The sequence below is a fragment of the Chloroflexota bacterium genome, from assembly GCA_014360825.1.
Lineage (GTDB): Bacteria > Chloroflexota > Anaerolineae > UBA2200 > JACIWT01 > JACIWT01.
Map to the genome: position 1 here is coordinate 127,005 of JACIWT010000004.1, position 22,704 is coordinate 149,708.

Below are 22,704 nucleotides of genomic sequence, written 5' to 3' on the forward strand. Positions count from 1 at the left end.
AAGTGTGATAAAATAAAATTGCTTCAACGCCACACCGGATAGGCAAAGTACTTCTCGTCTTACGCTCCCGAACAACTATACTCCGTGCTCGAAACTTCAACTGCGTGGCAAATTCCACAATATCCGCCCAGAAGGAGGTGAGATTCGGTCACACAAATCGGTTCAAGGGAACAAATCTGAGTGGATGAGAGACGAAATTCCGAAGGAGGGAAGATGTCGAGTTCCACGAAAAGAATATTGGTTACTTCGCTTATCTTCGCCACGTTGGCGGTCTTCTTTGTCCTCGCACTGACCGCGCACGGCGAGGCCAGCCTCCAGAAACAAGTCACTATTCTCCACACCAATGACTTCCACGGCTATCTGGAAACCGACTATAGGGGTCGAGGCGGCTCCGCCTACATGGCGGGCAAGATCAACGAGATCCGCACCGAAGTCGGCGCGGCCAACGTGGCCCTATTGGACGCCGGCGACATCTATTTGGGCGCAGCGCCCATCTCCCAGTTGCTATTGGGCGAAAGCGCCATTGACATCTACAATATGATCGGCTACGATGTCGCCGCCTACGGCAACCACGAGTTCGACAAGGGACAGGATGTGCTCATGCAGCGCACCGCGCAGTCCACCTTCCCTTGGGTGAGCGCCAACATCGTCCTCGAGGGCACCGAATGGGACCACCCCACCTGGACCCAGCCGTACGTCATCCTGACCCTGGGCGAACCAGGCAACGAGGTGCGCCTGGGTGTCATCGGCCTGACCACCGACGAGACCCCGCTGGTCACCCTCAAAGGCACGACGGAGGGGTTGGTGTTCAAAGACCTGACCGAGACCGTTCTCCACTACTACGACGAGGTCAAGGCCCAGTCCGACGCCTTGATCGTCCTGGCCCACATGGGCACAGAGGATAGCGGCCCCTACAAGGGCCTCAAGACCGTGGCCCAGGAACTGATCGACGCTGGCAAGCCCGTGGATCTGATGATTGGCGGGCACCAACATCAGGCCCTCTCGACTCCGACAATGGTCGGCAACACGGCCATCGTGTGCGCCGGATACTACGGCCGCTGGCTGGGGCGGGTCAACGCGACTGTCGATCCCGCGACCAAGAAACTAACTGTTGACAGTTACGAGTTAATCACCATCAACAACACCCTCACCCCCGACCCGGCAGTGGCGGATCGAGTAGCCTACTGGGCCAGCGTGGTGGCTCCCGTCCTCCAGCAACCGGTGGGCTACACCAACGTCAGCTTGGTGCGGAACTACAACGGCGAGTCGAACATTGGCGACCTGGTGGCCGATAGCATGCGGTGGAAGGCGGATCAGTACGATGATGGCGAAGTCAACGGCTCGGTGGACATTGCCTTCACCAACCCCGGTGGCCTGCGTGCGGACATCGTCATCCCCGAGGGTGCTACGCTGCCTTACACCATCACCTGGGGCGATACCTTCAACGTCCTGCCCTTCGCTAACACCCTCTACCTGATGGATCTGACCGGTTGGCAGATCCAGGCCCTGCTGGATCAGGCTGCCACTTTGTATAAGGGCATCCTCCAGTCCTCGGGCGTCACCTGGTACTGGTACAATAATTGCAGCTGCGCTTCGCCCACCGCCTGGGGCGCTTACGGGGTGATGGTGAACGGCGAGCCGCTGGACTACAAGAAGACCTACCGCGTTGTTACCAACAACTTCCTGGCCCCTGGTGGGGACGGCTGGGTCACCTTTATCGAAGGCACCAACCGCTGGGATACCTACTACGATATGCAGGAAGGGCTCAACGAGTACATCCATTGGTACAATGAGAACGTCGGTCCCATTGACTACCAAGTGGAGGATCGCATCGTCCAACTGGACAAGGTGGTAACCATCCTGCACACCAACGACGAGCACGGGCGTGCTTACACCGATACCTACCGCGGCAACCCCATTGGTTTGCCCTACATTGCCTCGTTGGTCAAGCACGAGCGGGCCAAGAACCCCAACGCTCTTCTGATGAGTGCCAGCGATACTATCCAGGGCAATGCCTTCGCCTTCTACTTCCGGAATGCACCCGGTCCCACGCCCGGTGGGGAGACCACTCTGGCTAACCCCATGATGGCAGCCATGAACTTGATGGGCTATGATGTCTCCACCATTGGCAACCATGAGTACAACTTCGGGCGCGAGACCTTCGCCAAGGCACTTGGGCAGGCGAACTTCCCGTTTGTAGCCGCCAACGTTAGCGATGACGGCCGCTATGGCTTCATCGAGGACAACGTGCAGGATTACGTCACCTTCGACGTGGAAGGCCTCAAGGTCGCTGTCTACGGCCTGACCAACCCGCGGGTGCCCTCCTACGAACTACCCAGCAACATCGAGGGCTTGACCTTCGTGGGCGGGTTCGAGACATCGCAAACCCTAGTGCCCCAGATACTGGCGGATGAGAATCCCGACCTGATGGTGGCACTGACCCACCTGGGCTACGCTCCCTACGAGGGATCCAGGCCCGAGGACACCGATGTCTTTATAGCCGAAAACATGGCCGGCATTGACGTCATCATCGGCGGCCACAGCCATACGAAACTCGACCCGGCGGTGCTGGTCACCTCCGACATCAACCCCGAGGGCACGCTGATCGCCCAGGCCGAGCGCCATGCTTACTACCTGGGCAAGGTCACTGTGGGCTTCAAGGAGACCGGCCACAGTTATGAGATCGTCCTCCGCGAGGGTCGGCTGCTGCCGGCTGGCCTGCTACCGCCTGATCCCGAGTTGGAGGCGCTGATGGAGCCATACGTGGCCGAACTGAATGCCTACACCAGCACGGTGATCGGCGAGAGCCTGGTGGACCTGGATGCCCGGACGGCGTTCTACGAGGAGACTGCCGCCGCCAACCTGCAGGCCGATGCCTCCAAGTGGGTCCTGGAGCAGGCTGGCATCCCGGTGGACTTCCACCTGTCCGGCGCGATGACCAACCAGTATGTCCCGGCTGGGACTCTAACCGTGGGCAATATGTTCACCCTGATGCCCTACGAGAACTCTCTGGTGGTCATGCGCATGAATGGCCCGCAACTCAAGCGCGTCCTGGAGCGCAGTTTCTACAACTACGATCTGTGGCGCCAGGGCCGAGCCCGCTACACCACTTGCTTCCTGGACATCTCTTCCGGTGGGCAGATCAACTACGATCCTGAAACGCCTGAGTCTGGGGACAACGTAGTGTGGCTGCGCGTCAACGGGGTGCCGGTGGACTTCAACGATGCGGACACCTACTACAACGTCTCCACCGTCAACTATCTGGCGGCGGGTGCCTGTTCCTACAGCGATGAGGGCGTTTCCATCTGGCCGCTGGACCAGATCATCTACGACACCCAGTACTACGTGCGCGATGCGGTCATTGACTACATCAAGGCGCACACGCCCATCTCGCCGCAGGTAGAGGGCCGCATCCTGTTCGCCGGGCCGCCGTGCAATGCCAGCCCCACGGTCCACACCTATTCCGGGCCTGTCGGTGCCTTCTTCGACCAGAGTGATATGACCAAGGTGTACTTCGGCGCCCGCTTCGAGCGCCCCTCGACGACCGGGGCACCTTGCGGGCTCTGCACCGACTTCGTAGAACTCTACGTCGGCGGGACCGAAGTGCCCATGATCGGCGAGCCCAAGCACGAGTTCTCGAAGAAGTGGGCAGGCCCACCCGGCTATGACTTCTGGACCTACGTCTTCGGCCCGTACACCGTGGACACGGTCGGCAAGCCATTGGCTATCACCCTGGTGTCCAACGGCGTCCCTGTCTGGTCTGGCAATCTGCGACCCAATGCTGTGCTGAACCTCAACGAACTCTATGTCTTCAGCGGGCTGTACCAGGATACTGGTAACAACCCGTCCCCAGGCAGAATGCGCCTCTATGCCTACAGGCCGTGGCAAGAGGGCGATCCTGAGGTGGAGACGGCGGGCTGGGTGTCCGGCAAAGACTACGACATCTGGCAAGAGGTGTCCGCGAATGTGGCCATCCCCAGCACGGGCTACTGGGCGTTGTCATACCGGAACGAACTGGCCGACCTGGTGGACCAGATCAAACTCGGCTACATGGTTTGGTTCACTCCGCCATGTCCGGAGGCTAGCAACATCGGTCCGTCCGTGTTGAACCGCTTCGGCATCCCGTCGCCGAACAACCCGAACGGCATCGAGTTCCACTACGTCTGGCCGGCCCTGTACGGTGGCAACATCATGCAACATAGCGGATGCGGGGAGTAGGGTAAAGGCGGAATGTAGACCGCCACACACTTCTTAGCCCGCCCATCCCAGGCCGATGGGGCTTCGCGCCCCATCGGCCTTTTTGTGGGCATTTTTCGGCCTTCCAGGATAATGGGCTATAATGCTGCCAGGAGGGCAACCGATGGAACTAGGAATCGTAGGGCTGGGGCGAATGGGGAGCAGTATCGCGCGCCGCCTCCTCCGGGGTGGGCACCGGGTGGTCGTCTACAATCGCACGCCGGACAGGACCCGCGAATTGGAAGGGGAGGGGGCCGAGGGCGTGTACTCACTGTCAGAACTGGCTGCAAAACTGGCCCCGCCGCGGGCTATCTGGCTCATGCTGCCAGCAGGCAATCCGGTGGGCGAGGCCATCGAAGCGCTTCTTCCCGCCCTTTCTGAAGGCGACATCCTGATGGACGGCGGCAACTCTTATTACAAGGATTCGGTTCACCGTGCTGCGATGCTCCAGGAGCGGGGGATTCACTTCCTCGATGTGGGCACAAGCGGAGGTATCTGGGGGCTGAAGGTTGGCTATTGCCTGATGGTCGGTGGGGAAGAAGAGGTGTTCAGACACCTGGAGCCCATTTTCAAGAGCCTGGCTTCCGAGGGAGGCTACGCCTATGTAGGCCCCAGCGGGGCCGGGCACTTCGTCAAGATGGTGCACAACGGCATCGAGTACGGTCTGTTGGAGGCCTATGCCGAGGGCTTCGAGATCCTCAGAGCGTCGCCGTACAACTTGGACCTGGCAGCGGTAGCGCGCCTGTGGAACCACGGCAGTGTGGTGCGGTCCTGGCTGCTCGAATTGGCAGAGAGCGCCTTTGAGAAGGAGCCAGACTTGGCTTCCATCCGCGGCTACGTGGAAGATTCGGGCGAGGGGCGCTGGACAATGCTGGAATCCATGGACTTGAATGTGCCAGCACCCGTGATCGCCCTGGCGCTCCTGATGCGTTTCCGCTCGCGGCAAGACGAATCTTTTGCCGCCAAGGTCATCGCCGCGTTGCGCCGAGAATTCGGTGGACACCCCGTGAAGATGACATAACGAAGGAGGATTTACTATGATACTCGCTGGGGATGTGGGTGCAACGAAAACCCATCTGGCGCTTTACAAATCAGAGGGAGGTCAATTGGTCCAGGTGGCGTTGCGCACGTTCGAGAGCCAGAGGCACCCGAGTCTGGCCGCCGTGGTGCGCGCATTCTTGGCCCAGGAGAGAGTTATCATCCAGGGCGCCTGCTTCGGGGTGGCGGGCCCTGTGGTGGGCGGCGAGTCCAGCATCACGAACCTGTCTTGGGCACTCAACGAGCGAGGCCTGGAGCGGGACTGCGGCATCGCCAAGGTGAAGTTGCTGAATGACCTCGAGGCGACGGCCAACGCCGTGCCCATCCTTCAACCTAAGGATCTGTTTGTCCTCAACCAGGGAATACGGCAGGAGGGTGGAAACATGGCCGTCATCGCCCCGGGCACGGGACTGGGCGAGGCCATCCTGTTCTGGGATGGCGAGAGGTACCGTCCCTCCGCCTCTGAGGGCGGGCACACGGATTTCGGACCCGCCAACGAAATGCAGATCAGACTCTTGGAGTATCTCCGCGAACGCAAAGGGTTTGACCACGTGAGTTACGAGCGGGTGGCCTCCGGCTTGGGCCTGATGAATATCTACAATTTCCTGAAGGATTCGGGTTACGCCGAGGAGCCGCAGTGGCTGGCCGAACGCTTGGCAGCAAGCAAGGACCCCAATGCGGTGATCTCCCGGGCTGCATTGGCCAAAGAGTGCGAGTTGTGCGTGATGACGCTGCACATTATGGTGGAAATCTTGGGCGCGGAAGCAGGGAACTTAGCCCTCAAGGCCCTGGCAACGGGCGGCGTGTACGTAGGCGGCGGTATCCCGCCCAAGATACTCGATAAACTCAGCGATGGCACTTTCATGAATGCCTTCGTCAACAAAGGGCGATTCAAGCCCTTTATGCCGCGCATCCCAGTGTACGTCATCTTGAACGAGCAAGCAGCGCTTCTGGGCGCAGCGCGCTGGGCTTCTGAGATGTAGGGGGTAGATATGACTACCCAATCCATTTCCCCGGAACTGGCCCGGCTGGCCGCCAACACCATCCGCATGTTGAGCGTGGACGCTGTCGAACAGGCCAAATCAGGACACCCGGGCATGCCGATGGGCGCTGCCGATTATGCCTTTGTTCTCTGGAGCCGCTACTTGCGCTTTCATCCCGAAGATCCCGCCTGGCCCAATCGCGACCGCTTCGTTCTCTCCGCCGGACACGGCGCGACGTTGCTCTACGCGCTTTTGCATCTTGCTGGCTTCGATTTGCCACTGGAAGAACTGAAGCGCTTCCGCCAGTGGGAGAGTATGACGCCGGGCCACCCCGAATATCGCTGTGCTCCGGGCGTGGAGACCACCACCGGCCCACTGGGCCAGGGCTCCGGCAACGGCATAGGGATGGCCATCGCCGCCAAAATGATGGCGGCGCGATTCAACACCCCCGACTTCGCCGTCGTGAACCACCGGGTTTATGGTATCGTCAGCGATGGCGATCTGATGGAGGGGATTGCCTCCGAGGCAGCCTCGCTGGCCGGACATCTGGGCCTGGGCAATCTCATCTATATCTACGACTGCAATCGCATTACCATTGATGGATCAACAGACCTGACCTTCACCGAGGACGTCGGCCGACGCTTCGAGGCCTACGGATGGCACGTGATCCACATAGATGGACATGACTATGCTGCCATCGCCGCTGCTATCGAGGAGGCGCAGGCAGAGACAACCCGCCCAACGCTCATCGTGGCCCACACGCACATCGCCTGGGGCAGCCCTCACAAGCAGGATTCCGCCGAGGCCCACGGCGCACCACTCGGCCCGGAGGAGACCGCCGCCACAAAGATGAACCTCGGCTGGCCGCTGGAGCCGAGTTTCTATATCCCAGAAGAGGTGCGACGGCTGTTTGCCGATAGGGTAGCCGAACTGAAAGCCGAGTATGAGGCATGGCAGCGCGGCTTCGCCTCCTGGCGACAAGCGCACCCCGACTTGGCAGCGCAGTGGGACCGCCAGATGACCAAAGCGCTGCCCGACGACCTGGAGACCCAACTGCTGGCTGCCATTTCCCCCAATCCAGCGGCGACACGGGCGCACTCCGGCGCGGTGATCCAGCGGGCAGCGAGGCTCGTGCCCGGCCTGGTGGGCGGCTCGGCGGATCTGACGCCATCGAATCTCACCGCCATCCAAGGCGCTAGGGTCATCCGCCGCGATGATTTCTCAGGGCGGAACTTCCACTTCGGCGTGCGTGAGCACAGTATGGGGGCGATCCTCAATGGCCTGGCCCTCTACGGCGGGCTGATCCCCTACGGCGGCACTTTCCTCGTCTTCTCCGACTATATGCGACCTGCCATTCGCCTGGCAGCGATGATGGGTCTGCAGGTGATCTACATTTTCACCCATGATAGTTTCCTCCTCGGTGAGGATGGGCCCACCCACCAACCCATCGAACAGGCGGCGGCACTGCGGGCGATACCCAACCTCACCGTGTTCCGCCCGGCCGATGGGGTGGAGGTGGCCATGGCTTGGGCTTGGGCGTTGCGACACACCAGTGGCCCAACTGCCCTCCTGCTAACCCGGCAGACGGTGCCGGTGCTGGCGCGAGAGATGGATTTCGACCCCAAATCGGTGTGGCGCGGCGGATACATCCTCTCCGATGTGGGGGGTGGGCAGCCCCACCTCATCCTCCTGGCCAGCGGGTCAGAAGTGGCGCTGGCCCTGGGGGCGAAGGCGATCCTGGCAGAGAAAGGCCTTGCGGTGCGTGTCGTGTCCATGCCCTCCATCGAACTGTTCGAGCAGCAGCCGACATCCTATCGCCGTCAGGTCCTGCCCGTGCCACCGGAACGGATCGTGGCCATCGAGGCGGGACGGCCTGAGAGTTGGCACCGCTTCACCGGGCCGGAGGGGCTGGTGATTGGGATGGAGCATTTCGGGGCCTCGGCGCCGTATAAGGTGCTGGCCGAGAAATTCGGCTTCACCGCAGAGCAAGTGGCGGGACGGATATTGGCCTGGCTCCAACCCAGATATTGACATAATAACACGGGAAGAAAACGCCACTTTGCCCGTGCAGCGGGCAGGGGAGAGAGTAACCTCTGGCATCTGCCAGAGGTTACTCATTCGGAGACAGAATTCTACCATTCAAATGGGCTAAAATTGAGGAAATTTTAAGGAAAAACCTATTGACAAAATGGGCCAATGGTGATATACTATTCACAGATGTGATATTCTATCACATTTGTGCAAAGCCGGACCTTCTTTGTTGTGTCGCCATTGTAGCAAGGGCAGGGGGAAGAGTTTTTGAGTTGGTCGGCGTAAAAGGAGGTGATGCTTAGCGCTAACAGCATCGGCTTACGAAGAGCGGTCGTGTTGAGTGGTTATGTGTTGCCAATGCCTGAAAAAGGAGGATTGAAATGGCACAGTTTTTTGCCGCCTTGCAGGGTATTCTCTCTGCTCTCGGGGCAACGGTCGTTCTACCCATCATCATCTTCATTCTGGGCCTGATTCTCGGGGCCCAACCTGGACGCGCTTTCCGCTCTGGTGTCACCATCGGTGTAGCCTTCGTCGGCATCAACCTGGTGATCGGTCTGATGTGGACCGCCCTGAGCAATGCAGCCCAGGCCATTGTACAGCGCACAGGCGTTAGCCTGACGGTAGTGGACGTTGGTTGGCCGTCCGCCGCAGCCATCGCTTTCGCCTCCACTGTTGGAACTTACATCATCCCTGTCGCCATCATCGTCAATCTCGTGATGCTGGCACTCAACGCCACCAAGACGCTGAACGTCGATGTCTGGAACTTCTGGCACTTCGCCTTCACCGGCGCTATGGTCGTGGCGGCCACGGGCAATTTGCCCTTGGGTCTGGCTGCAGCAGCGGTCAACGCCGCCATCGTCCTGTTCCTCGCCGACTGGACTGCGCGCGGCATTCAAAGCTTCTTCGGCATGCCTGGCCTCTCCATCCCGCACGGGTTCTCTGCCGCCTACGTGCCAGTAGCCATCCCCCTCAACTGGGTCGTGAGCAAGATCCCCGGCCTCAAGGACCTCGAGGCCGATCCGGAGGCCATCCAGAAGCGCTTAGGTGTCATCGGTGAGCCCGTCATCCTGGGATTGGTGATCGGCCTTATCCTTGGCCTGATCGCCTTCTTCGACCCTGCGAATCTCAAGGACTCCCTGGTAAAGACGTTGCAAACGGGCATCAACCTGAGCGCAGTCATGCTCCTGTTGCCTCGTATGGTGGGGGTCTTGATGGAGGGCCTGCTGCCACTGTCCGACGCCGCCCGTGAGTTCATGCAGAAGCGCTACGCTGGCCGTGAGATCTACGTCGGCCTCGACTCGGCCATCCTCATCGGTCACCCGGCCGCCATTGCCGCTTCTCTGGTGCTGGTACCCATCACCATCCTGCTGGCCGTCATCCTGCCCGGCAACAAGGTGCTGCCGTTCGCCGACCTGGCGGTCATCCCGTTCCTGGTCTGCATGACCGCCCCGATCACCCGTGGCAACGTAGTGCGCATCATTATCATTGGTGCCATCGTGATCGCCATCGGCTTCTACATCGGCACAGCAGGCTCTGCTCTCTTCACCAGGGCAGCCATTGATGCCAAGTTCAGCATGCCAGCCGGTGCAACGGAGATCTCCAGCATTTGCGACGGGTTCAACTTCTTAACCTTCGTGCTGTTGACCGCCGCCCGCACCCTCAGCTACGTCGGGCTGGTGATCATCCTGGCCATCTTGGTCGCGGTGATGATGGTATATCGGCGCAATACGAAGGCTTGGGAGGTCGCTGCAGGCGGGCCCAGCGAGTAAGGCAGGATTGGACAGCCTAGAGAAGGGGTTTGGACAAGGGGCTTAAGCCCCTTGTCTCGGTCCTGTCCGGGTCCTGGGTCTTAAGCCCCCTGTCCTGGAACTCTCTGCACAACGAGAAGATAAACCGGCTGCAAGGGGGTGGGCGACTTTTCCCACCCCCTTGAATATGCAAGGGGAGGCCACACAATGATAGAGGTAATGATCCGCAGTATGCTCGGAGCGAGCGGGGGCGCAGCCCTCGACTGGCTGAGAGGCCACCCGGAAGTCACAACAGTGATATTTGCGCTGTTAGTGATAGTATATCTCCTGGGCCGGTTACAGTTGTACCGCATCGAGCAGCGCACCGCCCAACTCGTCTTGGAAATGAGCCAGGAATGGCTGGTCAAAAAACCGAATATCACCGCTAGTGGCCTATACAAACGCATCTACCCTCGCTGGAGCAAGTCGGTAGGCCAGTGGGGATTGTTCATACCACATCGGCTGGAAATCTGGCCGGTGCCGGTGCGACCTGAGACCGTGCAGCGCAAATTAGGTTTCTCTCCACAGTGGATCGCTGCTCTGCTCACGAAGCACGGAGTGACACTGAAAGAGAAGGAGGACGATGCCCAGCATGAATCCTGACCACACGCAATGGTTCTATGAAGACCTGGTCCTCAAACCCATGAGCGCGGAAAGCGCGGTGGACGCCATCACCCAACTGGGCACACTTCTGCAGAAGGGCGGGTTCGTCAAAGAAACTTTCATCCCCGCGGTGATACAGCGTGAGCAAGAGTTCTCCACAGGATTGCCCACAGCGGAAGTCGGCGTGGCCATACCGCACACCGATGTGGAACACGTGCTCCGAGAGGCCATCGCCGTGGGCGTGCTCGACAAGCCGGTGGATTTTGGCGAAATGGGCAACCCGGGCAATAACGTCCCTGTTCAAATCATCTGCCTTTTGGCAGTTGCCAAATCCGAAATGATGGTTAAAATATTACAATCGTTGGTCGAGATGTTCCAAACCCCCGGCGTGCTAAAACAGATTATCCAAGCCAAAGATGCGTTCGAAATCGTCGATATCTTCCGCCAGCATTGTCAAACGGAATGAAGGAGGTGCAGAATCCATGGTGAGCGAGAAACGCGTGTTGGTTGCCTGTGGGACCGCCATTGCCACGGCGACAGTGGTAGCAGAGAAAGTGAAGGAAATCGCCAAAGAAGCGGGCATCCCGGTGAGCGTGATCCAGTGCAAATCGGCTGAGACCCGCGGCCGGGCGATGGTGTTCAAACCACACGTGATTGTGGCTACTACGACAGTACCCCAGGACCTGGGCGTGCCAGTGATCAACGGCGTGCCTTTCCTTTCTGGCATCGGCATAGATGCCGTCAAGGCCCAGATCCTCGAGGTGCTGCGGAAGGAAGAATAGGCCCGGCCATCGGCAACTGGCTCTATTGACCGCAGGCCTTTCCAAAGTCGGCCAATGAATAGCAGAGATTTTGAGGAAGCCTGAGTGTCAGAACTCAATGAAGAACGGGCTCGTCTGTTAGTCCGTGTAGCAAGTTTATATTACGAACAGGGCCTTACGCAAAAGGAAGTAGCCCAGAGGATTGGTCTCTCGCGTTCCAACGTTTCCCGTCTGCTCACCGAGGCCCACCGCCAGGGCATCGTTGAGATCCGCATCAATCATCCCTGGGCCACTTCCAGCGAACTGGCCGCAACTCTGATTCGTCGCTTCGGCCTGCAAGATGCCTTGGTGCTGGCGTCTGGCTCGCCAGACAGAAATGAGGTGCTACGCGGCATGGGAGTGTTGGCGGCCAGGTATTTGGAGCGCATCCTCAAGCCCAACTCCATCCTGGGCATCGGCTGGGGCACGGCGCTCTACGAGGTAGTCCACGAACTGCGACACACCCGCATACCGGGCATCGAAGTAGTGCAAATCATCGGGGGCACAGGGTCGCTGAACCCACAAATTGACGGCACCGAACTGGCTCGCCAACTGGCCCGGGCCTTGGGAGCACGTTACAGATACTTACATGCCCCCTTGATCGTCGAGACGGCGGAACTGTGTCGCGCCTTGATGCAAGATCGCAATATCCACGAGTCGCTGGAGGTGGGGCGCAAAGCCGATGTGGCACTGGTGGGCATCGGTGCGGTGGTGCGAGAGATCTCCAGCCTCACCCGATCGGGCCACCTGCGAGAGAATGAACTGTCGTGGCTCCAGGCCATCGGTGCCGTGGGTGACATCTGTGCCCAACACTTCGACATCCATGGCCGAATATGCGCCCCCGAACTCAACAGCCGTGTTGTAGGTCTGCGGCTCGACGAATTACAAAGGATCCCCTGCGTAATTGGTGTGGCTGGCTGGCGAGAAAAGGCTCCGGCCATCCTGGGCGCATTGCGGGGCAAATACGTGGATGTGCTGGTCACAGATGATGCCGCTGCCCAAGAAGTGCTGCGCCTGGCAGGGGAATAGTCGGGGAAATCACGATGGTGGATATCAGTCGAGAGAAACTCTTGGACATGTTGGAAAAGATGTATACCATCCGCTACTTCGAACAGAAGGCAGATGAATTGTTCGGACGCGGGAAGATCCATGGCACGATGCACCTTTCTGTTGGCCAGGAAGCCACTGCAGTTGGCTCCATCGCCCCCTTGCGACCGAACGACTACATCGCCAGCACTCACCGCGGTCACGGCCATTGCATCGCCAAGGGTGCGGACGTGCGCCGGATGATGGCCGAGTTCCTCGGCAAAGAGACGGGCTACTGCCGTGGCCGGGGTGGTTCCATGCACATCGCCGATGTGGAGGCTGGCAACCTGGGCGCCACCGGCGTAGTGGGCGGAGGCATACCCACCGCCGTCGGCGCGGCCTTGGCGAGTAAACTCGCCGGCGATGACAAGGTAACCATTTGCTTTTTCGGCGATGGGGCAGCCAACTTGGGCATTTTCCACGAAGGTCTCAACCTGGCCGCCATTTGGCAACTACCCGTGGTCTTCGTTTGCGAGAACAACCAGTATGGCATGTCTATGCCGGTGCAGAAATCCATGCCGGTGAAGGATGTGGCGGAGCGAGCCGCCTCCTACGCTATGCCAGGCGTGGTAGTGGACGGCAACGATGTGCTACAAGTCTACGAGGCGGTTTCAGAAGCAGTCCAGCGGGCCAGGGAAGGCAAGGGGCCCAGTCTGATCGAATGCAAAACCTACCGCTGGAAGGGGCATTCCAAGAGCGACCAGGAGCGCTATCGCACCCGCGAAGAAGTCGAGGCGTGGAAGAAAAAGGATCCCATAGCACGCTTTCAGAAGTGGCTGCTCGAAAAGGGGATAGCCACAGAAGAAGAGATAGAGGCCATCTCCGCGCGAGCCCGGCAGATAATTGAGGATGCGGTAGCCTTCGCCGAAACGAGCCCGGAGCCCTCACCGGATACCATTATGGAGGGGGTCTACGCCGAATGAGAGAGATCACTTACGCAGAAGCCATTCGAGAGGCCCTCCGGCAAGAAATGCAACGCGACCCACGGGTCTTTTTGATGGGCGAGGACATCGGAGTCTACGGAGGCGCGTTTGGAGTAACCCTGGGGCTACTGGAGGAATTCGGCAGCGAGCGCGTCCGCGACACCCCCATCTCCGAAGGCGTGATCGCCGGCGCGGCGGCCGGGGCAGCACTGGCAGGCATGCGCCCAGTGGCCGAGATCATGTTCATGGACTTCACCACCCTGGCCATGGAGCAGATCGTCAACCAGGCCGCCAAGACGCGGTTCATGTTCGGTGGGAAAGCACAAGTGCCTATGGTCTTGCGCACTCCCGCTGGTTCGGGCACGGGTGCCGCGGCGCAACATTCGCAGAGCCTGGAAGCGTGGTTCGTCCATGCCCCCGGCCTGAAGGTAGTGATGCCCAGCACCCCATACGACGCCAAAGGGCTGCTCATCTCATCCATCCGCGACAACAACCCGGTGATTTTCGTCGAACACAAGTTGCTCTACCGCACCACCGGGCCCGTCCCTGAAGAGCCCTATACCATCCCACTGGGTGTGGCTGATGTGAAGAGGGAAGGAGTTGACATAACAATTATCGCCACTTCGATTATGGTTACCCGCGCCCTGGCCGCCGCCGAGACGTTGGCCAAAGAGGGCATCGAAGTAGAGGTTGTGGATCCACGCACCTTGAAGCCTTACGACGACGAAACCGTGAACCGTTCTGTGAAGAAGACGGGGCGGGTGCTCATCGTGCACGAGGCCTACAAGACCAACGGTTTCGGAGCAGAGATAGCCGCCCGCATCACCGAGGGCGAGACGTTCTTCCATCTCGTTGCCCCGGTGAAGCGTCTGGCCGGACTGGACATCCCGATCCCATATAACCGCACCCTGGAAAGGCACGCCGTCCCCCAGGAGGAAGACATCGTGCGCGCTGCCCGCGAACTCATGGCCTATAAATGAGGAGTCTTGAATTGGCCACCGAAGTGATAATGCCCAAGATGGGCATGGCTCAAGAAACAGGAACGCTCCTGCAGTGGCTGAAGAAAGAAGGGGAGTGGGTAAACGAGGGTGAACCCCTCTTCGAGGTCATGACCGATAAGGTCAACATGCAGGTGGAAGCGCCCGCCTCCGGCTACCTCAAAGGCATCCGCGCCCATCCAAACGATGTGGTGCCCGTAACGGAGGTCATCGCCTACATCGTCGCGGAGGGTGAGGAGGTGGAGGCAGCGCCCCGCCCGGCAGAGGTGGCCGCGCCTTCGGAAGAGGCAGCGAGAGCAGAGGCGCCCTCACGCGTGACCGCGCCAGCCCCAACGATCGAGGCCAGAGGGCCGGTCCGGGCTACACCCGTGGCCCGCAAGATGGCGCAAGAGTTCGGCCTAGACCTAAGCCGCATCCGAGGTACGGGACCAGGAGGGATCATCGTGCAGGCCGATGTGCTGGCAGCCCGTGCCGCCCCACAGCCAGCCGGGAGACCAGGACGCCGGGTACCTTTGGTAGGCAGGCGGCGCATCATCGCCGAGCGGATGCTGCGCAGCGCCCAACAGGCACCGCACATCGCCCTGACCATCGAGGTGGATATGTCCCACGCCGAGCGCACGCGTGGCGAGGCCTCTTTCACCGCCGTGCTGGTGGCCAAGGTAGCGCCACTCTTAGTCAAGCACCCGTTTATGAACGCTACATTAGAGGGCGAGGAGATCGTCCTCTTGGACGAGGTGAACGTAGGCGTGGCTGTGGCGGCGGAGGAGGGGCTGATTGTGCCGGTGGTGAAAGCGGCGCACCGCAAGTCGTTGGCGCAGATTGACGCCGAGATCCGCGACCTGGCTCGCCGAGCGCGAGAGGGCAAACTGACGCTGGACGATGTCACTGGGGGCACCTTCACCATCTCAAATCTCGGGATGTTCGGCATCGAGGAATTCCGAGCCATCATCAACCCGCCCGAGAGCGCCATCCTGGCGGTGGGCGCTATCATTCGCAAGCCAGTGGTCATCGGCGATGGCATCGCCATCCGTCCTATGATGAAGATCACCGCCTCCGCTGACCATCGGATCGTGGATGGGGCAGTGGTGGCGGAGTTCCTGCGCGATCTCAAGGCCGACCTGGAGGGCCAGCCAAGCAATGCAGGAACTTGATTTTGCATCAGGATTGATGACGCATTACAATTATGCGCAAATTTCGGTAGGAGAATTGGAGAGTCAACTTGGAAGAGGTCAATCTCATCGTCCGCCACAAAGTAGGTCTGCATGCCAGACCTGCGGCCATTTTCGTGAAGACCGCATCGGGTTTCAAATCCGACATCCATGTGATTGCCGGGGAGCGGAACGGCAACGCAAAAAGCATCCTTTCTGTATTGACCCTGGGCGTCTCCCAGGGCACGCCCATTACTATCCGGGCCAGTGGCCCGGACGAATCAGAGGCTATCCAGGCCCTCAAACAATTGATCGAGAGCAACTTCGGTGAGCCTGAGTAGGGCTTATGGCTGTATGCCCCTCATCCCCCGGGGCCATATAATAGCCGATATGCGGCGTACTGCCTGTAAATCTCTCGCACGAAAGCCTGCGCTTGTTCGGCAGGCAATTCCTCGTAGAACAAGTCCCGATCAAACGGTGTGAACGCCTCGCTCCAACGCCTGGCGTTGCTCAGACCCGCATTGTAGGCTACCAGGGCCCGGAAAGGATCATCCTCAAATGCCTGCAGCGCCGTCACCAGATAGTACATGCCATAACTCACGCTGATGACGGGGCGATAGAGATCGCGAGTGGTGAAGCCTTTTTCTCCTAATTGCCGCGCAATCCATTCGCCAGTGGCAGGCATGACTTGGGTCAGGCCAATAGCGCCAGAAGACGATTTCGCCTCTGGATCAAAACGGCTTTCCTGGCGCATCAGCGCGTAGAAGAGCAGGGGGTCCACCCCAGCCGCTGCTGTCTTAGGCAGCACCAGATCCGCGAAAGGCGTTGGATACGCCAGTTCGAGCAGGAAACGCGGCGGGGTTTGATCTCGCGGGGTCAGTTGGAGTAACCGTTCTGCGGCCGACGTGGAGAGGCGGTAGAGTTCTCGCTCGTCGAAGTAAAGGGCCAGGGAGTAGAGGGTTCGTGGCTGCGACCAGGCACTGGCAAGCACCGTCCGGTACTCCTCAATCGCCTCATCGCGCAAGCCGACCCTCAGCAATGCCTCGGCGCGGCGGAAGGCTGGTGTGGCCACGACGTCTGACGGCAGATCGCCCCATTTCTCTTCCCCGACACCCAGCCAGGACGCAAGCCATGCCTCGGCCTCGTCGCGTTGCCCACGTCGCTGGTATGCAGAGGGGGCGGAAGATGGCTCGAGCGGTGTTCCCACCCACACAGATCCCTGGAGTTCATCCTTCGCCCGCCGGCCATAGTGCCCCTCCGAGTCAGCAGCCACCGCCTCCATCCAATATGCCTCCGCGTCCTCGCGCTCTCCCGCTCCCAATGCTGCCTTGCCCAACCAGAAGAGCAAGCGCGCTTTCTCGGAGTCTGTCGGAGCGTGGGACAGGGCCTGCTGCCATATACTCATCGCCTGGGGCCAGTCGCTGGCAGTATAGGCGCACATCCCATCGCGGAACCAAGCCTCGGCTACGTGCGCTCCTTCGGGGTAAGCGCGGATGAGATCGCGATAGGCTTCCTGCGCGCCCACACAATCGCTCGCCAATGCCGCCGCCCGCCACAAGGCATCCTCGGCTTGTGGATGGGCAGGATAGAGGGCAGCAAAGTGACGGTAGGCCCGCACTGCGTCTTCGGTCCGGCCCATAGTGGCCAGTGTTCGTGCCTTTTCCAGCCATCCCTGGGGGACCAATTCGTTGCGCGGGTGGGTCTCGATAAGGTAGTCGAATTCTCGCAACGCCTTTTCATACTCCCCGCGACGGAAGAACGAGAGGCCGGCGTAGTAATGCGCGTCGCCCAGGTGCCCAGCTAGGTCCGCCCAAATGTAGCGGCGCAGTGCCGCTATCGCCTCGTCGTATTGGCCAGCGTGGTAATAGACGATCCCCTGGGTGAGGTCACCGGGCAGTCGGGCGTTTCTGGCGACGAGTTCCTGTAGCGAGGTGTAGGCCGCCCAGGTATCGGGATAATTCTCCATGATATCCAACCACCGTTTGAAGGCGCTATCGGTCTGGCCTGACTCATACTCCGCCAGGCCGATCTTGTAACTGATAGAGGCCCGATAAGGGACCCTGCGCGCCTCCGCGAGGATAGCGTTGTAAGCAGCGATAGCGTCACTGTATCGTTCCAGCCGCCGCAGGGCATCGCCCATATTCTCCAGGACTAAGACGCGAAGAGATAGAGGGGCATCGGCTTTTGCAGCCAAGGCGTAAGCATCCATGGCAGCGGCATCGTCGCCGCCTTTGATCAGGGCATCACCGAGGCGGGAGTACAGGTAGGCAGCGATGTCTGGCTCTAAGGGCAAGGCACTAGTCCAGGCCCCTGCCGCCTCCAGCCACTGACCAAGGCTCTCATAAGTACGAGCGAGCGTCACCAGTGCGCGGGACAGCGAGGTACTGGACGGATAGTGTGCCACAAAGCCCTGTAAAGTCTCCACAGCCCGCGGGTAGTCTCCGGCCCTGAAGAAAGCGAGGCCCAAGTGGAGCCATGCCCGTTCCTGCACGACATCAGAAGCGGTGGTCAGCAGAGTCTGGTACTGCGCAATAGCCTCGGCGTATTCTCCATTTGTTAGCAGGCGGTCAGCGGCGGCCAAGCGCTCACCAGGCGTTGGCGTTATGGTGGGGGTGGGGGTTGGCGCTAACTCAGTGGGGTAGGGGGCTATAGTGGGATGGGTAGAAGGCGACAGATTAGGGGTCGCCGCACAACTCTCGCCAAGCGCTATTGCCAAGGCCAGTAGTAAGACAAGTCGCCATTTCGAATACACCAGCACCTCAAGACTCCCAGCATCTTTTCTTTTATGACGTCAGTAGGGGAGTGGAGTTCCGTCTGAATTCGAGGGGAATTTGCCCCTGAAAAGGCCCTAAATAAACTTCGCACTATATATCTTATGTTAATATATGGCCGTTCAGTTGACATAACCAAGAATAGGGGTTTTTCTCTTGCAGGCCGGTGCCATGTCTGTATTTGCGGGTATTGCGCGTTCCTCTCCGGGTCTGCGCTGGCGAAATGTATTGCCGCAGCGCACATTCTAGCCCCAATCCGTCCTGCATCTGAGAGTGTATCGCTCGCAGCCTTAGGATTCGGCTTTTCGTTATGTCAATTACGAGCGGGCCTTGTGTTTTCATCTGGAACCATTATAATGTAATTATGCGCTACAAAGTCATCCCTGAAGATTTCGTCGTGGAGTCGCTGCTACAGCGGTCTCCTCTGTCACAGGGGCGCTACTCCGTGTATCGGGTGCAGAAGCGAGGCGTCACCACCCTGCACGCACAGCGCCACATGGCGGCGCGTTTGGGCATCCGCCACTCGGCGGTGGTCTTCCCTGCCCTCAAAGACAAGGACGCTGTCGCCATCCAGTATGCCTGTGTCCGCGGTTCTGGCCCTGCCCGACTGGACGGGCCTGGCTACACCGCTACCCTCGTCGGATACTCTGACGAGCGGCTACAGCCTCGCCACCTAAGGGGTAATCGTTTCACGGTGGTCTTGCGCGATCTCTCGTCATCAGAGGCGGCACATATCCAGCGCCGCGCCGCCGAGATATCCCAGTGCGGCCTGCCCAACTATTATGATGAACAGCGTTTCGGCTCCTACGCGCCCGAGTTCGGCTTCATCGGCAAACTCATCTTGCAGCGCGACGCCGAGAGCGCTCTTCGCGCCTACCTGAGCCAACCCTTCACCGGCGACCCGCCGCGCGATGCGGCCTTCAAAGCCCTCGTCCAGACGCGCTGGGGTGACTGGTCAGCGCTCTTCGAGGCAGCGCCAAAGCCCTCCAATGCCCGCAGCATACTCACCTACCTAACAGATCATCCTCAGGACATCCGTCACGCGCTCAACCTGATCCCAGCCCGCCTGCTTTCGCTGTACCTGGTGGCCTACCAGAGTTATCTCTGGAACCGGGTGGCCGGCCGCTATCTCGGTGGGCTCCTGCCCACGACACGCGCTCTCGCGGTGCTGGGAGAGCATTTGCCCCTCTACGAGACGCTGCCAGAGGACTTGGCCACACAACTCCGGGACGTTCAGATACCCCTCTTGCATCATCGCGCTGTTTTCTCCGAGGCCCGAGTGGCAGCCTTGGTGAGCGCGGTCCTGTCCGAGGAGGGACTGACCCTGCGCGATTTCAAGGCGCGGATTCTCCAGAAAGCGTATCTACCTGCCGGCTCCCGTGCACTGCTGGTCTTCCCTGCCCAACTCTCCGTGACTGAGGCGCAGCCCGATGACCTATTTTCAGGCAGGAGCAAGATGACGGTGAGTTTCTCTTTGCCGCGTGGAAGTTACGCCACACTGCTGATACAGGCCCTGGGAGCCTGAAAATCCGCTATGACAAGCCCCCAAAATGGATTTGTTATGTCGAATTACCCCCCTACCCCGCCCAATCGAGACGTACGAAGGTATATTTCAGACGCTACAGACCCGCTGGATCGCGGCTTCGCGAACCCGATGCACGAGCCATTGGTTTTCACCGACCGTCTGGCCCGGCTGCCCGCTTGGGTGAGCCTGGCGCTGCTATTGATCCTCTTGGCGGCCTTGGGAGCGCTGGGACGGCGCATAGGAGATGGCAGGGCGACCATCCTCGTGCTGGCCTACGTCACCTTCGCCTTGGCCGATTGGCTCCTACTGGCCGCACTGCCCCGCCTTGGGCTCTCCTTCGGTCCTCCAGTGCCCACGCTGTGGGCGCTCTGGGCCTTGCGCCTGCTCATAGCGCTGATCCCTCTACTGATTGCACCAGCCAGCGCTCTGACCATCGGCATTTCCCTGCTCTGCCAGGCGGTCCTGTTCGCGCTCTCCATCTACGCCCTGGCGGTGGAACCCTCTCGGGTGACGGTAACCCACCTGGCCCTGACCAACCCGCACGCGGCGGCCAACGCCCGGCCCTTGCGCATCGCCCACATCACCGACATCCACATGGAGCGCCTCACCCGCCGCGAGCGCCAGGTGGTGCGTCTGGTGAACGATTGGCAGCCCGACCTCATCCTGATGACGGGCGATTTCCTCAACCTATCCAACGTCGGTGACGAGCGGGCCATCGCCGACGTGCGGGAGATGCTCGGATGTATGCGCTCTGTCTGCGGCACGATCTACGCGGTGCGCGGCACTTCGCCCGTGGACCCAGAATGGGTAATGCCTCCCATAGTCGAGGGGATGGCGCTGCGAGTGTTAGAGAGGGAGGTAGCCGACATCGAGTTGGGCGGACATCGCCTCTGCCTCCTCGGCCTGCCCTGCCTGCGCAACCTGCCCGTGGATGGCCAGAGACTGCGGGACCTGATGGAGCACGTGTCCCGGGGGGCGTTCACTATCCTATTATACCACATGCCCGATCTGATGCCCCTCGCCGCCCGCCTGGGGGTTGACCTCTACTTGGCCGGACACACCCATGGCGGCCAGGTGCGTCTACCGATCATCGGCGCGCTGGCCACCAGTTCCCAGTATGGCAGGCGCTACCAGATGGGCCTGTACCGCGAGGGAGGGACGACGCTGTACGTCTCCCGAGGCCTGGGGATGGAGGGCATGGGCGCGCCACGCATCCGCTTCCTGGCCCCGCCGGAGATCCTCTTCATCACCCTCCATCCGGGTTGATTTACCACCAAGACCCAAAGACACAAAGAACACAAGGTCTCTCTATTTTACCCTTCGTGACTTCGTGTCTTCGTGGTTAAGGTCGTCCAGCACCGCTTGTAACAGGGCCCCGAATTCAGCCAAGATCATGGCCGTGGCCCCCCAGACCCTGTGCCCGCTGACGTGGTAGTACGGGATGGTCAGCGATATGCCCTCGATCACCCGTGTCTCGACGGCGCGGGCAGAACGGTCCAGGAGCAACGACAGGGGCATCTCGATGACCTCGGCCACCTCGATGGGGTCGGGGCGGAAGGTTGGCCGCCGGGGGATGTGGCCCACGTAGGGGTAGATGCAGAAGCGGCTGACGGGCACGTAGAGCGGGGTCAGAGAGCCCAGGATCTCCACTCGGCGAGCCAATATCCCCAGTTCCTCCGTCGTCTCCCGCCGGGCCGTCTCCTCGAATGAGGCATCGCCTGGCTCGCGTGCGCCGCCGGGCAGCGAGATCTGTCCTTTGTGGGCGAAGACGTTCTCCGTGCGCCGCGTGAGGGGGAAGCACAGTTCGCCGCCCTGAGGATATAGCAGGATCAGGACTGCCGCCTCGTTGGGACAGGGGTTCGGCAACTCCGCACGGTCGCCGGGACGTGGCTGGACGGCCATTTCGACCTGGGCGGCGCGTCCGGGGAGCGGCAAGGAGAGCGCTCGGCGCACCAGGTCGAGGGTGAGTGGGGATGCACTGCCCTGCTTGGGATGAGGTCGGCGAATATGGGTGTTCATTATGTCAATTTACGCCCCGACCATGTGAAGTCTCACAGCCCTCTAATAGGACGCGCTTGGCATCGCTCAATTCGGTCATCCTGAGACCCCCTTCTCGTTGCCCGGGCTTCCCAATTTTCGCTTATTATACCATCCCACACCACAAAGACACAAAGCCCACCCCGCCCTATCAGCGGATGACCTCCGGCATAGCGGATTAGCGGATACGCCGCCCCCATCCATCCGCTAATCCGCTACCTATCCGCTGACAGGCCTATCATCGCCGTCTGGAGACGGCTCCCACGGGTCATTCTCACTTGCCAATCTGCCGCCTTCGCGTTACAATCTCATTGCACAGGGAGGGCAGAGATGTTGCGACCAAAAGCCCGCATCAGGCGTTTCGATGTCTTCGCCGAGTACAATCGGCTGAAAGCGCTGGAAGACGGCATGGCCGAAGACGAAGCCAAGGGCTATGCCCTGTGGCTGGCCAAGATCGTTGCCGCGCGGCGCTTCTCCTCCGCCCTGACCGAAACCCGCAGGCCCCGCGAACTGCGAGAGGCAGTGCCGGTGGAAAGGGGCGAGGAGCCCAAGCGCAAGTTCCGCTCTCTCAGCGGGATCGAGCAGACCGACGCCCTATTCGAAAAGGAGATCGTGCAGCGCATGGGCCCGGATTTCTACGAGAACGTGTTCGCCCCCGCCATTCGCGAAGCCTTCGCCCACCGCCGCAGTTACGTCAGCATCCGCGACAGCATTCGCAAGGATTGGGTGCCCTGAGGA

General features: G+C 60.3%; 18 protein-coding genes. 16 read left to right on the forward strand and 2 right to left on the reverse strand.

Annotated features, from left to right (window positions below; translation table 11 throughout):
• The first annotated feature begins 213 nt into the window (after positions 1-213).
• From H5T64_04005 to H5T64_04065, 13 genes are all read left to right on the forward strand, one after another.
• Positions 214-4,218: a 5'-nucleotidase C-terminal domain-containing protein gene (locus H5T64_04005; GenBank protein ID MBC7263505.1), complete on the forward strand. Its 4,005-nt coding sequence runs from the start codon at positions 214-216 to the stop codon at positions 4,216-4,218.
• Between the two features lie 142 nt (positions 4,219-4,360).
• Positions 4,361-5,257, forward strand: coding sequence for a decarboxylating 6-phosphogluconate dehydrogenase (gnd, locus tag H5T64_04010; GenBank protein ID MBC7263506.1), 897 nt, complete (start codon positions 4,361-4,363; stop codon positions 5,255-5,257).
• A 16-nt stretch (positions 5,258-5,273) separates the two neighbouring features.
• A complete protein-coding gene (gene glk, locus H5T64_04015) occupies positions 5,274-6,257 on the forward strand; it encodes a glucokinase (protein ID MBC7263507.1) in 984 nt (327 codons plus the stop codon).
• 9 nt (positions 6,258-6,266) lie between these two features.
• Positions 6,267-8,288, forward strand: a complete 2,022-nt coding sequence (gene tkt, locus H5T64_04020) for a transketolase (GenBank protein ID MBC7263508.1) — start codon at positions 6,267-6,269, stop codon at positions 8,286-8,288.
• A 380-nt stretch (positions 8,289-8,668) separates the two neighbouring features.
• Positions 8,669-10,057: a PTS sugar transporter subunit IIC gene (locus H5T64_04025; protein ID MBC7263509.1), complete on the forward strand. Its 1,389-nt coding sequence runs from the start codon at positions 8,669-8,671 to the stop codon at positions 10,055-10,057.
• Between the two features lie 186 nt (positions 10,058-10,243).
• Positions 10,244-10,678 carry a hypothetical protein gene (locus H5T64_04030; GenBank protein ID MBC7263510.1) on the forward strand — a complete coding sequence of 145 codons (435 nt, stop codon included), beginning with the start codon at positions 10,244-10,246 and terminating at the stop codon, positions 10,676-10,678.
• On the forward strand, positions 10,659-11,144 hold the full coding sequence (locus H5T64_04035; protein ID MBC7263511.1) for a PTS sugar transporter subunit IIA: 486 nt from the start codon (positions 10,659-10,661) through the stop codon (positions 11,142-11,144). Before H5T64_04030 ends, H5T64_04035 begins: the two co-directional genes overlap by 20 nt.
• A 16-nt stretch (positions 11,145-11,160) precedes the next feature.
• Complete coding sequence (locus tag H5T64_04040; GenBank protein MBC7263512.1) at positions 11,161-11,460, forward strand: PTS sugar transporter subunit IIB; 300 nt, start codon at positions 11,161-11,163, stop codon at positions 11,458-11,460.
• An 84-nt stretch (positions 11,461-11,544) separates the two neighbouring features.
• Positions 11,545-12,507 carry a sugar-binding transcriptional regulator gene (locus H5T64_04045; GenBank protein ID MBC7263513.1) on the forward strand — a complete coding sequence of 321 codons (963 nt, stop codon included), beginning with the start codon at positions 11,545-11,547 and terminating at the stop codon, positions 12,505-12,507.
• 14 nt (positions 12,508-12,521) lie between these two features.
• Positions 12,522-13,487 carry a pyruvate dehydrogenase (acetyl-transferring) E1 component subunit alpha gene (pdhA, locus tag H5T64_04050; GenBank protein MBC7263514.1) on the forward strand — a complete coding sequence of 322 codons (966 nt, stop codon included), beginning with the start codon at positions 12,522-12,524 and terminating at the stop codon, positions 13,485-13,487.
• Entirely contained in the window at positions 13,484-14,467 is a 984-nt protein-coding gene (locus tag H5T64_04055) for an alpha-ketoacid dehydrogenase subunit beta (GenBank protein MBC7263515.1), read from the forward strand. Before pdhA ends, H5T64_04055 begins: the two co-directional genes overlap by 4 nt.
• An 11-nt stretch (positions 14,468-14,478) precedes the next feature.
• Positions 14,479-15,636: a 2-oxo acid dehydrogenase subunit E2 gene (locus H5T64_04060; GenBank protein MBC7263516.1), complete on the forward strand. Its 1,158-nt coding sequence runs from the start codon at positions 14,479-14,481 to the stop codon at positions 15,634-15,636.
• Between the two features lie 68 nt (positions 15,637-15,704).
• A complete protein-coding gene (locus tag H5T64_04065) occupies positions 15,705-15,974 on the forward strand; it encodes an HPr family phosphocarrier protein (GenBank protein MBC7263517.1) in 270 nt (89 codons plus the stop codon).
• 20 nt (positions 15,975-15,994) lie between these two features.
• Here the strand turns inward: H5T64_04065 and H5T64_04070 are convergent, their stop codons facing one another.
• A complete protein-coding gene (locus tag H5T64_04070) occupies positions 15,995-18,385 on the reverse strand; it encodes a tetratricopeptide repeat protein (protein ID MBC7263518.1) in 2,391 nt (796 codons plus the stop codon).
• A 329-nt stretch (positions 18,386-18,714) separates the two neighbouring features.
• Between H5T64_04070 and truD the strand changes: the two genes are divergently transcribed.
• Both truD and H5T64_04080 read left to right on the forward strand, forming a co-directional pair.
• Entirely contained in the window at positions 18,715-19,929 is a 1,215-nt protein-coding gene (truD, locus tag H5T64_04075; protein ID MBC7263519.1) for a tRNA pseudouridine(13) synthase TruD, read from the forward strand.
• A 36-nt stretch (positions 19,930-19,965) separates the two neighbouring features.
• Complete coding sequence (locus tag H5T64_04080; protein ID MBC7263520.1) at positions 19,966-21,195, forward strand: metallophosphoesterase family protein; 1,230 nt, start codon at positions 19,966-19,968, stop codon at positions 21,193-21,195.
• A 42-nt stretch (positions 21,196-21,237) separates the two neighbouring features.
• On the opposite strand, the gene H5T64_04085 is transcribed toward H5T64_04080, so the two are convergent.
• A complete protein-coding gene (locus H5T64_04085; GenBank protein MBC7263521.1) occupies positions 21,238-21,948 on the reverse strand; it encodes a CoA pyrophosphatase in 711 nt (236 codons plus the stop codon).
• Positions 21,949-22,296: 348 nt separating this feature from the next.
• Between H5T64_04085 and H5T64_04090 the strand changes: the two genes are divergently transcribed.
• Positions 22,297-22,701: a hypothetical protein gene (locus H5T64_04090; protein ID MBC7263522.1), complete on the forward strand. Its 405-nt coding sequence runs from the start codon at positions 22,297-22,299 to the stop codon at positions 22,699-22,701.
• Positions 22,702-22,704: the final 3 nt, after the last annotated feature.